Origin of the sequence: Petrimonas sulfuriphila (assembly GCA_038561985.1) — a bacterium.
Classification (GTDB): domain Bacteria; phylum Bacteroidota; class Bacteroidia; order Bacteroidales; family Dysgonomonadaceae; genus Petrimonas; species Petrimonas sulfuriphila.
In genome coordinates this window covers 26,856-40,136 of record CP073276.1, presented here as the reverse complement: position 1 = coordinate 40,136, position 13,281 = coordinate 26,856, and the positions used below count along the sequence as shown (strand labels likewise).

The 13,281-nt window shown below is 45.5% G+C and carries 8 protein-coding genes; 5 read left to right on the top strand and 3 right to left on the bottom strand.

The genetic code is table 11. The annotated features are described in order from the left end of the window. Positions 1 to 37 precede the first annotated feature (37 nt). From KCV26_00140 to KCV26_00120, 5 genes are all read left to right on the top strand, one after another. A complete protein-coding gene (locus KCV26_00140) occupies positions 38 to 964 on the top strand; it encodes a FimB/Mfa2 family fimbrial subunit (GenBank protein WZX36838.1) in 927 nt (308 codons plus the stop codon). A 10-nt stretch (positions 965 to 974) separates the two neighbouring features. After that, positions 975 to 2,387, top strand: coding sequence for a DUF4906 domain-containing protein (locus KCV26_00135; GenBank protein ID WZX36837.1), 1,413 nt, complete (start codon positions 975 to 977; stop codon positions 2,385 to 2,387). Positions 2,388 to 2,405: 18 nt separating this feature from the next. Then, a complete protein-coding gene (locus KCV26_00130; protein WZX36836.1) occupies positions 2,406 to 4,427 on the top strand; it encodes a hypothetical protein in 2,022 nt (673 codons plus the stop codon). A gap of 24 nt (positions 4,428 to 4,451) precedes the next feature. Further along, positions 4,452 to 6,905, top strand: a complete 2,454-nt coding sequence (locus KCV26_00125) for a hypothetical protein (GenBank protein ID WZX36835.1) — start codon at positions 4,452 to 4,454, stop codon at positions 6,903 to 6,905. 63 nt (positions 6,906 to 6,968) lie between these two features. Beyond that, positions 6,969 to 7,460 carry a helix-turn-helix transcriptional regulator gene (locus KCV26_00120; GenBank protein WZX36834.1) on the top strand — a complete coding sequence of 164 codons (492 nt, stop codon included), beginning with the start codon at positions 6,969 to 6,971 and terminating at the stop codon, positions 7,458 to 7,460. A gap of 493 nt (positions 7,461 to 7,953) precedes the next feature. Here KCV26_00120 and KCV26_00115 read toward each other — a convergent pair whose 3' ends face one another. The 3 genes from KCV26_00115 to ffh form a co-directional block, all read right to left on the bottom strand. Further along, on the bottom strand, positions 7,954 to 10,821 hold the full coding sequence (locus KCV26_00115) for a response regulator (protein WZX36833.1): 2,868 nt from the start codon (positions 10,819 to 10,821) through the stop codon (positions 7,954 to 7,956). 214 nt (positions 10,822 to 11,035) lie between these two features. Continuing rightward, positions 11,036 to 11,914 carry a bifunctional methylenetetrahydrofolate dehydrogenase/methenyltetrahydrofolate cyclohydrolase FolD gene (folD, locus tag KCV26_00110; protein ID WZX36832.1) on the bottom strand — a complete coding sequence of 293 codons (879 nt, stop codon included), beginning with the start codon at positions 11,912 to 11,914 and terminating at the stop codon, positions 11,036 to 11,038. Between the two features lie 21 nt (positions 11,915 to 11,935). Then, positions 11,936 to 13,261: a signal recognition particle protein gene (ffh, locus tag KCV26_00105; protein WZX38282.1), complete on the bottom strand. Its 1,326-nt coding sequence runs from the start codon at positions 13,259 to 13,261 to the stop codon at positions 11,936 to 11,938. Positions 13,262 to 13,281 lie beyond the last annotated feature (20 nt).

The window sequence follows — 13,281 nt, the reverse complement described above, 5'->3', positions numbered from 1 at the left end:
TCCCGGGGAACAAGAAGAAACTATAAAACAACAAAAGATGAATAGCACGAACAAATACAGCTTTATACTTGTAGCAGTATTGCTGACAGTAATGCTGAGCAGTTGCCTGAAAGAAGACTTGTCGGTATGTCCACGTCCGTTCCAGATAACTGTTAAGGTAGTGGATGCCGACGGAAATGACATCACTGAATCGGGAGATGTGGAGCAAGTGATTATGTTTGTGTTCGACGAGGAGGAAAAGATATTCAAGAGCTTCTATCTCTCCGCCAGCGAGGTGAAACAGCGTAAGGCATTGCAGATTGTGATGGATTATCCCGGCCACTCTTTACTCAAGTTTGTCGCTTGGGGCAACCTGGATGAAAACGTCGACTATTCGAATATAAGCGACGTAAAAGAACTGAAAGACCTCTACGTGAGGCTGAGATCAGCGGATTCCGAACAAACAGATCAACGCATGGCGTATTCGCCCAGTGATCTTTTCTACGGAACCATCAGCGTACCGGTAGAGTATGGAGGAACAACATCCGGCACATCGCATGTGTTGGAAATCACCCGAAAAACCGCAGGAGTAACCATTACCTCCCTAAACTTGAAGCAATGGAACGGCAATGGGGAAGGCTCCTACTCCTATTCAGTGCGCGAATCGCTCGATACCTATGACATGAACGGCAACCTGACAGGAACTCGTTCTTTTTACTCGCCGCCGGCAACATTTAACAAAAACGGCAATTTCGTAGCACCCATTTTCTATATTTTTCCTGCGGCATTTGGAAAATCGATAGTGGTGGACATTCTTTATAACGGGGAGGTGATCTTCACGGCCGACAGGGACAGCATGGGAAAACCGTTCAATGCGGAGGTAGGCCGGACACTGAACATCCTTATCGATTTCAAGGCAACATTAAGCATCAATGTCAATGTCACTCCTTGGAATCAAGTCTTCCAGTACGTAGAATATCTATAAATTCGAGACAATGAAAAAAACAGCATATCCATTCAGCTTAAAGGCAATTGTCGCTATAACAGTACTTATGGCCTTATTGACATCATGCCTCTCCGACGACCTGACGGTCAACGAAGAACCGGGTATTATAGTCGTGTCACTTGATGGAGTGACAACTCGTGCAGCTGGCGATCCCCTCTTTACCGGCGATGAAGCTATCGATAAGGTGCGTGTCTTTGTATTCGCAGGTGAATACGTTGAGAAAAACAAGTTTTATGCATCCGGAAACAGTGATTTTGTTAATCCTTTCGTGTTGGAAGTAGCCACAGGCAACAAAGAGGTTTATGTAGTGGCCAATGAGAGTAATGCACTGACTCCTCTGCTGGAATCCATCACTACCAAAACCGGACTGATGGAAATACTTGGCGATCAGATCAGCGCACCGCTGACACTTCCACTTTTGATGACTGGAAAATCTGTGGGTGTGTCGGTTGCCAACATAGAGGATCCCTTAAGAAACAATACTTCCGTCACCCTTACACGGGTAGCGGCAAAAATAAGCCTGCAATTCAAGAAAGCCGATGAAAACGACAATGTGAAGATCACCAAAATATCGCTTTTGAGCAACACCGGTAAGACCACACTTTTTCCCGTACCTCCGGCAACTGCCGTTTCACCGCAATCGTACTGGAATTATTCCAAACCCTTGAATACACCGTTGGAACTGCTTACAGTACCCACTCCCGTCAATGAAATAGGCGATATCTATGTTTATGAAAACCTCACCGGGGGTGATAAAACTCACGCCACACAGTTGGAAGTGGAAGCACTGTTCAACGATGTGATTACCACTTACCGGGTATATATCAACGAAAACGTTACCGCGCCGGGAACCGGAACACCGGGTGATCCCAACTCTTCGGTAACGGACCCCGATGACCATTTGTATTCCATTAAACGAAACCATCATTATAAATTGAACGGAACTATCGTTAATTTGGGCGAATACAGCAGCCTGTTGCTTAATACCGAAGTGCTGCCATGGAATCTGCTGCAAAGCACTTTTAACTACGAGAAGGTAAACGCGGTGTTTCAAGTAGCTCCCAAACCGCCTGTTGGTACTCCGATGAAAATTACTGCAGGTACCTCAAACATTAATCTGAATTTCAAAATTACCGCACCCGCGGGCGGAGTATGGTCGGTATCACTTACCAATATTGCCGATTTTACACTGATTAAAGATGCTACAACAAACGCATATACGTGGGGTACCATAACCGGAGGCTCGGGTAGTTGGCCGGATATCCGAATTACAACAAAACCGGGTGCAGTTGCCGGCGCTTCAACCGAAGTGATTGTGCGTGTAAACGGGGTGGAAATAGATTTTGACAAAAGCGGTGCAACCGGACCCGGCAACCGACTGAGAATTATCTATCAACCGTAAAAAAGGAGGAAAAGCTATATGAAAAAAATAAACAAAATAAATTTTGCGGTTATACTCGCGTTCGTGTTAGCGGGATTATACTCTTGCATGGGTGACGATTATTGCGACTGCGACAATTCGCCCGAAGGCTTAACCATGAGTTTTTCGTTGTCATCGACACAAACATTACGCTCGTCCACTCGAGCGCTACCCACCGAACCGGGTGATCACGACGGAAGTTTTAACGAAAATATCGTCTCCACAATAGACCTGTTCTTTTATCAGGGAGGGGAGTTGAAACACCATGTTCCGAACAATCGATTGCTTATTGAGGATGCGCAACCCGTTGACCCGATAAAGAAAAACATAACCGTTCCCATTACTACCGGCTTGCAAGCGTTGATTGATGCCGCGAACCCCGTGTACGACGTTTATGTAGTAGCAAACAATACTGCCGATCTGAGTACGATAACTGTGGGCAGCAACCTTACCACCTTGCAAAACCTGTTGTTTACCACAGCCGACTTTGCCGGCAAAGGGGGATTCCAACCGCAAACATCGTTTGTGATGGACGGTAAACTGTTGGGGAAAAACATCAAAACAACTCCCGATATGGGAAAAGTGGATCTGAAACGCGCTGCCTCCAAAGTACGTCTGCGCATCCTCGAGATTCAAGACACCTCGGGTGAAGGATACGTTCAAGACGGCAACCCTCAAGCACGTTTGGTACATTTAACGGACCAATCAGTACTGTTGGAAGATGGAACAACAGTAACGCCCGTTGCTCCAGCCGAATGGAAAAACTCACCGTGGCGAGACGTAATAACTCCGGTGGGCGGTAGTGTAGGGTTACCCGGAAACACTACCTCGGCTCCCTTTTATGCCTATTCCAACAATTGGGGCCAGGATGTAACCCGTGAAACCTATATCGAATTGAAAGTGCCTTTCAGAAAAGACGGCGTTACACGCGATTATTTCTATCACGTCCCCGTTACGCCCTATATGCTTGTACCACCCAACCCCGAAGTAGAACCGCATCTTCACAAAATGGAGCGAGACTTCCTCTACGATATAGCGGTAAAAATAAACTACGTGGGGGTGGCGGATAACCCGCCGGTAACGCTTCAAGGCAATTACGTTATTTCGGACTGGGGCGAGCAGAACGTTGCTGTAGAGGTATTTATGTTCCATTACCTAATGGTTACACCCAACAACACCGTAATGCCAAACACTAACACGATAACGCTGGACTTCCTCGCGTCCGTTTCACCGGTGAATTACAAAGATTTGAAAGTATCTTACACCTACGTTGACAACAACACGGGACAAGAAACAACCGTACCCATTACAAGCGGAGCGCAATACGCGACGGTAAATATCAATAACGATACGAAAGAAATCACCGTCACCAGCGCGGTTCCGGAAAACTATATTCCCAAAGACATCACCTTCACGGCCTATACCCATCCGTCGGCATCGCTTACCATAGAACAGAAAGTCGTTATCCGGCAGTTGCCGGCCACCTATTTCACGTCAGAAAGGGGAAACATATCTTATCAACGTCCCGATGGCACATTAGCCAGCAGTGGCCTGGTAAACCGCTACATGTATTGCATCACAACGCTGGCTCCGGATGAATCCAGCAACTACCGGTGGGGATTTCCTCCGGTGGACGGAAACGGCAATACACTGGATAACGCCATTGTGGCCAACATGATCTCACCTAAGTTTATGATGGCCTCACAGTTGGGTGCGACATCCACGATGGGGTACAACAATGCGAAAACCCAATGCCAGAACTATTGGGAGGAAACCACCATCAACGGAGTTAAAGTGAGATACGACGACTGGCGGTTACCCACAGAAGCGGAGATCAAATACATAGACGACTTGCAGCGAGTGGGTGGAGTAACCCAAATAATGACCGGTAAATACTATTGGGATGCTTATAGTGGAAATAATGCCTACCGGATGAGACAGGACAATAGCCCTCCTTATTATTCGGGAAACGCCACTGCCACCAATGCCCATGTCCGCTGTATACGCGATGTAAAAGATTAACGAACCGATAAAAGATTTTACGATATGAAAAAGATAATCTATAGTATATTCACAGTTGTCCTGCTTGCCTTTGCAGGTTGCGTGCAAGACAATATCTTGCAGCCCGACCCCCCCACACAGGCGGGCGATGAAGTGGCGGTTCGTTTCTCGGTCAATATCCCGGAGTATAAAACCGTCACCACACGCGCCACCGGCGGGGTAAACGATCTGATTCTCCTAGTATTTGACGAGCAAGGCAAATTTATCTACTCCCGTACCGCGACACTCGCCTCCCAAAACGAAACAAGCGGTATCTTCACGGTAATGATGCAGCCCACGACACAAAAACGCACGATTCACTTTATTTCCAATTATGTTTTTCCCGACAATTTCCACGACCAATCGACGGGTAAAACCGAACAGGAAGTCATAACCGCCCTGGAAAGCAGCCACCTCCTTTTCTGGAACCGTACGGTGTTGGCAGGCGGCATCAGCGAAACCCCCAACCCGGGGGAATTCAACGGCGGGCAAGCGATCGAACTGTTGCGTAATCAGGCAAAGATAAGCGTAATGAGTACGGAACCGAAGTTCGAAATGCAGGGTTTCGCACTCTACAAGGTTCCCGACAAGGGTACGGCTGCTCCTTTCGATGCCTCGGAACAAGCCTTTACCATAGGGAGTGTAACCCAAGCCGCAGGAGCCGCACTGTCGGGCGAACCGGCTCCCCTGGATTTCACGTCGGACGAAAAATACCTGTTCGAGCGGGTTCACAAATCGAACACCGACTACACGGCAGTCATCGTCAAAGGGCTTTACAAAGAAACCCCTTCCTCTCCGGGTGAACTTTGTTATTATAAAATAGATTTGCTGGACAAATCTCTAACACCGGCCGTGCGTTACGACATAGAACGAAACTACCACTACAAGGTGACCGTGAATAAAGTAAATATGGTGGGTGTAGACGGGATATCGAGCGCGGTAAACGGTGCCGCAGCCAATAACGTGGTGCTTGACGCCTCGCTGGATAAATTTCCGATGATCTCCGACGGCAAAGAGAAAATGGAAATCGAAAAAACGGTGGTATTGTTTACGGAACCCGGAAAACCGCTGTCCGTACAAACAAATTACTGGCCCGATATCACCGCCGATCCCGAACATATTGATAACAGCGGCATGACGCTTTACGTGGAAGGCGAAACCTCCATTTTCGGGACGCAGCCGGCGATAAGCGCTTCGGGACTTATCACGGCAACCATTGCTAACACCCTGCCGGTTACGCTAGTCGAAGCTTCCATCGTGGTGTCGAAAGGCAATATGTCTCGCAAACTACGCGTAGTGGCTACGCCGCCATTTACTTTCGATCCGAAAATCAACAATGCCAATCCAGGAACGGTGGGAGCAGGGCAGGACGCCGTTGCCAACTTGACTTTCACCATTCCCGCAGACTTTCCGGAAGGCCTTTTCCCGTTCGATGTAAAAATATACACACAGGGTCTGTACTACAGCAAGTCATCGGGCGCTCCCGATTTGCAAATGAAAGTGGAGAACGGTGTTATCTATTATATCTACACCGCGGCATCACCGGGTTTGAAAACGTTGCCCTTTAAAACCAATAATGCCGGTAATGCCGAAACTGTGGTGCTAAAAGCCGACGGATTTACCGACGGACCGGTGGCATACAATTCTCTCAAACGAGAGGGAACTATCAATTATGTACAAAGTGGCGTTTCAACGCCCGTTCCTTATGCCGACAGAGACAACCTCTCTTCCACCAATGGATATATTACCATCAAACAAGGGCAAGACGGACAGTTTATCTGGAACTACACTTCCGGTACGGCGGCAACCGTGGAAGCCGTAAAATGGGAAGGGAACAAAGGCTACCTTTACCGGGCAACGAATGTAGCCACATCGGCCACGACCATCAACCTCAATTATGTGGGACTGAAACAGGCAACCGGAACCATTACCTACGGCGCCAACAACCCCGTTCCTGCCGGAACAACGCTTGAAGTTACCGCTAACATGGGACAAATAAAAGTAACGGAAAACGGCAGGTATCTTTATACGCTACCCGCCACCTATAATAATTCGGATGCGGTAACGATGCGGTACTACAAAGCAATTGGGACTACCACCAACGGAACGGTTTCCGAAATTTACGAAACGACCACCACCGTGGGTAACCTTACCAACGGGACGATAAACATAGGAACAAAATTAAGCGATATCGTCATTGCCGGGACAATACAGTATAACTACACGAGCTGGGGCACTTCGGAATGGCGTGACGTACCTGTTGACGGTAACGTGACAAAAACAGCCGGCCCCGGTACATTTGCCATGACCGGAGGGGGGAGTTACAGATTAACCATACCGGCAAATACAGGAGATGCCACCAACATTACAATAAGGTATCAATCGGGTTGGTCATCATCCTGGTCGCAAACCAAAACATTCGGCGCATTAAAAACCGATGCCGGATGGCAACTGAATTAGATATCACACTTATTATCCATACGAAAGCGCCCTCTTAAACCGGGCGCCTTCGTTTAACTATTTATGACAAGGACTATTTTTCCGGAACCTTACGATGTTCCCATACAGGAAGACCCCGAAAACAACTTCTACAACGGTGTCGCGCAATGTGTGCTTCATTTCAGCAACGGTAAGTACAAAGTTATCACAAACGAAAACCCGAATGATCTGCTTGCAGTGAACGTGGTAAGCTACAATAAGACCGAACAGGGATTTGTGGAGCTGGTATTGAAACACTACAAGGAGGCCACGTCACTTGACGACCTGGCAATCCGGTGTGATTACAAATCTACCAAAACATTCACGCGCCATTTCAAGCAAAAATTCAACACCACTCCCAAACAATGGCAGTTGTCAATCCGAAAGAATGAAGTCATCGATTACTTGGAGAATACCGATTACCCGTTAAAAAAAATTGCATCCCTTTTGGGTTTTTCCAATGTATCACACCTGCGCGATTTCTGTCTCAAAAAAATCGGCTTGCCGCCCGAGAAAATAAGAAAACTTGATAAATGAAAAGAGCGAACTGTCCCACACGACAGTTCGCTCTCTGTTTAAATTTCGGCTAAAAACTGTTTCCTCTAATTCAACTACGGGGAAATACTGTCTTTATAAATATCTCAAAATATTAGACCAAAAGTTAGTTAAAAATATAGTTTCGAGTCATGTAGCATAGTTGTTGATTCAATAAGTTCTTTGTTAAATTTATTATTCAATTTTCTGTTCGGTTTAAACCAGACCAGTCAATAAATCGAACGAGTGGTCAAGAAACTGTATATAAAGTGTTTATATGGTTTTTTTCTTTCCTGTGCTAGCTTAAAAGAGTTAAAGTATACATTGAGGTTAAACAATAGCTTTGCAATATTCCTTGCCTCAGATCACATTGATCTGGTGTAATTTTTAGCGTCTTCGAAGCGTTTCATTTAAGAATAGTTACGGTGTTAGTATTTCAATCTTTTTCTTCAGAAAAATAGAAAACCGGTATTCTTTTAAGGATTATGAATGAAATTTAATTTGATAGGTGGGGCATGCGCTGATATTTGGAAGGGGTGATTCCAAATTCCTTTTTAAATGTTCTTGAGAAATAGGCAAAATCATTGAACCCACAATCCATCGCAATTTCTCCGATAGGTTTCTGGGAAGTGGTCAGGAGTTTTTTGGCACGGTTCAGCCGTACCTTCAGGATGTAATTTGTGGCATTCAATCCCGATATGGATTTGATTTTCCGGTTCAACTGAGACGGGCTCACACACATTTCTGAAGCCAGCCCCTGCGGGAAGAAGTCAATGTTTTTCATTTCCCGGTAAATAATATCAGTAACCTTTTGCAAAAATTCGAAGTTGGAATCGTTCGTCAGTTCAGGTGAGGCGTTTTGACTGTCTAAAACAACCTGGCCGTATTTTTCCCTTAATTCTTTCCTGCTTTTTAAGAGTTGGTTGATTTTCGCTTTTAGCTCTTCCTCAATGAACGGCTTAGTCATGTAAGCATCCGCTCCCGCTTTAGTTAATTGAATTCTGTCTTCATCAGAAGCTTTGGCTGTAAGCACGATTATAGGAATGTGGCTGGTCATAACGGAGCTTTTGATGTGTGAACAGAGCTTATTTCCATCCACTACCGGCATCATCAAGTCGGAAATGATGAGATCGGGAGTTTTTTCTTCCGCAAAATCCATTGCTTGCTGGCCGTCGTGCGCCACTACGATATTGTATTCATCACGAAGGACGGTAGTCAGATAAAAAATCATGTCGCGATTATCTTCAGCAATCAGAATCAACGGTTTGCCGGAGTCTTCCTTCTCTTCTTCCAACTCTAGCGGGTCGTATTCAAAGCGACGTGGAACGGGTACTGTCTCTTCTGTTGCTGGGTTATCCGACGCACGCCTATGGTTGATAATGGGTATTTCGACGGTAAAGACGGTTTCTTTAAAGGGGATGCTGCGTACATGTATTTCTCCTTCCAGGCTTTCCACAACCTGTTTTGTGAAGGCAAGCCCGATTCCTACCCCCATTTGCTCCCGCAGGTCGGATTCTCCCTGATAGAAAGTTTTAAATATGTGTGGTAGGTCTTTGGCGGTTATGCCTTCGCCGTTATCTGCCACTTCAATAATGCATTTCTTTTGTTTTTTGTCTTCCCTTACCATCAGGAGTATCTTGTTCCCGGCAGTGCAATGTTTGATGGCGTTCGTCAGCAGGTTGTTGACAATCACCCTGATTTGTTCACGGGAGTAATCCATGATAATTTCATCCGTACTGCTGTGGAAGAGGTAGGTTATTTTTTTTGTCTCGGCAAAATCAACATAACAGCTGTGTAGATACCTTAAATGACTCACGATGTTCCCATTCACCCAATGAATACTGTTCCGGGTTTGAATTTTAGAAACAGTAAGTATCTCGTTAACAAGAAACAAGAGATTCTCGGATTGCCTTCCAATTATATCCAGGTCTATCAGGTTGTGGGCCGATTTGCTTTCTCCTATCGTTTTCTTCAGTTTCTCGGCCAGCCCGATAATGATGCTTATGGGCGTTTTAAATTCATGGGTAATGTTCGTGTAAAAGTCAGACTTCAATTTTGTTATTTCCACCAACGATTTCTCTTTCTGTTTTTTCATCGTTGTGTAGCGGTTGTGAATCAAAAAAATGAGGATCAACAGTATAATTATTACGATAAAGGCGACAATGAGGATCCTTTGCTGATTCGTTTTGGCATCAAACACCGTTTTAAGGCCTGTGAGTTGTTTTTTGCTCTCCGCTTTTTCATAATCGGCAAAAGCATTGAACAGAATGGTTTGTGTTTCGTTTCGGTTAATCAGGTTGTCGAAACTGTGCGATACAACATGGTATTGTTGGGCAAGTGCCGGCCTGTTTTGTAAATAATAGAGCTCTGATAAATCGGAGTAAGCATTCTTCAGGTAAAAGGGCAGGTTCAGCTGTTTGGCAATTTCCAGTCCTTCCACAAGGTACTTTTCAGCTTCGGCGTATTGGGAAAGCTTTTTATATGTATTTCCTAAAGTAAAACATACCTCCATCCAGTTTAATTTGTCACTTGTTTCTTTCAATGTGTTGTATGCATTGTTCAGGAAGATGAGTGCTTCCTGATAACTGCCCTGCTTCGCACTTAGCTGTCCAAAACAGAAAAATGTTAAACCAAGGCCTGTTCTGGAATTTATTTCAATAAATAAATCGGCTGATTTATTGAAATAAACCCTGGCCGAATCATACATCTTTTTATCCCGGTATGCAACGCCGATTCCCATTAAGTCGTCGGCTAGCAAATCAGTTTGGTTTACCCTTTCGGCGTATTGATACGATTGCCTGAAGGAGTTCAATGCTTCGTCAGGATATTCCAGCATGGAATATATCCAGCCAATTCCATTAAGCGAGAGGGCTTTTTCCCTGAGGACCGTGGTGTCCGAATTTTGCAGGTTGTCGGCCGTTTTTCGTGCGCGAAAAGAATACCGTATGGCATTATCCATCTGGTAGGATTTCCTGTAATCGATGGCCAATACGTTCAGTGCTTTTACTATCTGAAGGGAGTCGGCAAGTTCTTCCGATAGTTTAAGGTATTCCCCGTGGTTTTTGATAGCGCTTGTAAAATGGAAATTTTTAAGGTGAAGATCTCCCAAGCTTCGATAGAGCACTAATTGATTAATCTTGTCGTTTGAGGACAGGCTTTGTTCCAATATGGTCTGGAGGTGGTTGGAATCGTTTCTTATTTTATCAATGGATTGGTTGATTTTGCTAATGGAATCCTGAATGGAAAAGTGATTGCCTCCAAAATAATTTTCTGAATCCGAACCCCGGACACATGAACTTGCAACCGTTAAAAGAACGATTAGGGGCAAGCTGATGAATATGTATAAGGAACGAACAATTGACATAATACCACTTACTTATAAATAAACTAAATATATGTGCGGCAACTCCGAAGGACGCTGATTGCTAAATAATTCAATAAAGAGTTAACTGTGATTTATATCCTTTTAATTCTTGTCAACTTGCAAATGTAGCTTAAATATTTAATAAATTGTCCTTTTTTTGTTATTTTTTTTGAGTTTAATGAAAAAAATGATAATGGGTGAAATATTAACCGCATTACACTATCGTTTTCTTTCCAGCCAGGAGGGTGTTTTTTAACAGGGAAACAATGGTCATCGGCCCGACTCCCCCCGGCACCGGTGTGATATAACTGCACTTGGGAGCTACCTCATGGAAAGCAACATCGCCGGTAAGTTTAAATCCCGATTTGGTTTTGTCACTCGGAACACGGGTTGTACCCACATCAATAACCACAGCCCCTTCTTTCACCATATCGGCTTTTAAAAATTCGGGGACACCCAGTGCCGCGATAATGATATCTGCTTGGAGACATATTTCTTTGATGTTTTTTGTGCGGCTATGGCACACGGTTACTGTACAATCGCCGGGATATCCCTTTTGCATCATTAATAATGCGGCCGGTTTGCCCACGATATTGCTTCTGCCCAAAATTACACAATGCTTACCCCTGGTTTCAATTTCGTACCGCTTAAGGAGTTCCATTATTCCCGAAGGGGTAGCCGAAAGAAAGCAGGGGAGCCCGATGGCCATACGGCCTACATTGACCGGGTGGAATCCATCCACATCCTTACGGTAATTGATGGCTTCCGTGATCCTGCCTTCCGAAATATGGCCGGGTAACGGCAGCTGAACAATAAATCCATCCACATCGGCATCGTTATTAAGCTGATCTACGCACGCGAGCAGTTCTTCTTCGGTAACATCATCCTCGTAACGAATCAGGGTCGATTGAAACCCTACTTCTTCGCAGGCGCGGACTTTACTGGCCACATAGGTCTCACTACCCCCGTCATGTCCAACCAATACCGCTGCTAGATGAGGTGCTTTTCCGCCTTGTGCCTTGATCCGTGCCACCTCTTCGGCGATCTCTTTTTTGATTTGTGCCGCTACGGCTCTTCCGTCAATTAATTGCATATCTCCTGTGTTCCTTGACTTTTATCTTCTTCTCATGTTTCTCATCATCGCCTTTCCTCCGCCTGATGTCATTGCACGCATCATCTTCCGGGTCTGGTCGAACTGCTTGATCAGGTTGTTGACCTCCTGCACGTTAGTCCCGCTCCCTTTAGCTATACGTGCTCTACGGCTTCCGTTCAGAATCTCAGGATTGGTCCTTTCTTGAGGAGTCATGGAGCGGATGATGGCTTCGATGTTTTTGAAAGCGTCGTCATCGATATCCAGGTCCTTTATCTGTTTTCCTACACCCGGGATCATCGAAGCCAGGTCTTTCAGGTTGCCCATCTTTTTGATCTGTTGAATCTGTGCGATAAAATCGTTGAAGTCGAACTGATTTTTGGCGATTTTCTTTTGCAAGCGGCGGGCTTCTTCTTCGTCGTATTGCTCCTGCGCTTTTTCAACCAACGAAACAATATCACCCATACCGAGAATCCTATCGGCCATACGTTCCGGATGGAAAACATCAATAGCATCCAGTTTTTCTCCCGTTCCTACAAATTTGATGGGTTTGTTTACCACCGAACGGATGGATAAGGCTGCACCTCCGCGAGTGTCTCCGTCGAGCTTGGTAAGGACAACGCCGTTGAAATCCAACCGGTCGTTGAATTCTTTTGCCGTATTCACGGCGTCCTGACCGGTCATGGCATCTACCACGAACAGTATCTCTTGCGGATTTACTGCATTTTTGATGGCGGTAATTTCCGTCATCATCGCCTCATCTATAGCCAGCCGGCCAGCGGTATCTATGATCACCAGGTCTTTTCCGTGTTGCTTGGCATACTGAACGGCGTTCTGAGCAATCTTAACCGGATTCTTATTCTCTTCTTCGGAATAAACCGGCACGCCGATTTGTTCTCCCAGTATCTTCAACTGTTGAATGGCAGCAGGGCGATATACGTCGCCGGCAACCAAAAGCGGATTTTTTCCCCGTTTCGATTTCAGCAAGCTGGCAAGCTTCCCCGAGAAAGTGGTTTTTCCGGAACCCTGTAGTCCAGACATCAAAATGATAGCCGGACTGCCTTTGATGTTGATGTCGATAGCGGTTTCACCCATTAAAAGGGCCAATTCATCGTGAACGATCTTTACCATCAACTGATGCGGCTTCACTGCTGTCAGCACGTCCTGCCCAAGGGCTTTTTGACGGACACTTTCAGTAAACTCCTTGGCGGTCTTGTAGTTTACGTCGGCATCGAGCAGGGCACGGCGAACATCTTTCAACGTTTCAGCAACGTTAATTTCGGTGATTTTTCCTTCACCTTTCAGTATCTTAAACGACCTTTCCAGTCTGTCACTCAAATTTTCGAACATAGCCATTTATCCTGTTTTTT

Coding starts and splice junctions, on each gene's coding strand:
- KCV26_00140 (WZX36838.1), top strand. CDS start 38: ATGAATAGCACGAACAAATACAGCTTTATACTTGTAGCAGTATTGCTG.
- KCV26_00135 (WZX36837.1), top strand. CDS start 975: ATGAAAAAAACAGCATATCCATTCAGCTTAAAGGCAATTGTCGCTATA.
- KCV26_00130 (WZX36836.1), top strand. CDS start 2,406: ATGAAAAAAATAAACAAAATAAATTTTGCGGTTATACTCGCGTTCGTG.
- KCV26_00125 (WZX36835.1), top strand. CDS start 4,452: ATGAAAAAGATAATCTATAGTATATTCACAGTTGTCCTGCTTGCCTTT.
- KCV26_00120 (WZX36834.1), top strand. CDS start 6,969: ATGACAAGGACTATTTTTCCGGAACCTTACGATGTTCCCATACAGGAA.
- KCV26_00115 (WZX36833.1), bottom strand. CDS start 10,821: ATGTCAATTGTTCGTTCCTTATACATATTCATCAGCTTGCCCCTAATC.
- folD (WZX36832.1), bottom strand. CDS start 11,914: ATGCAATTAATTGACGGAAGAGCCGTAGCGGCACAAATCAAAAAAGAG.
- ffh (WZX38282.1), bottom strand. CDS start 13,261: ATGTTCGAAAATTTGAGTGACAGACTGGAAAGGTCGTTTAAGATACTG.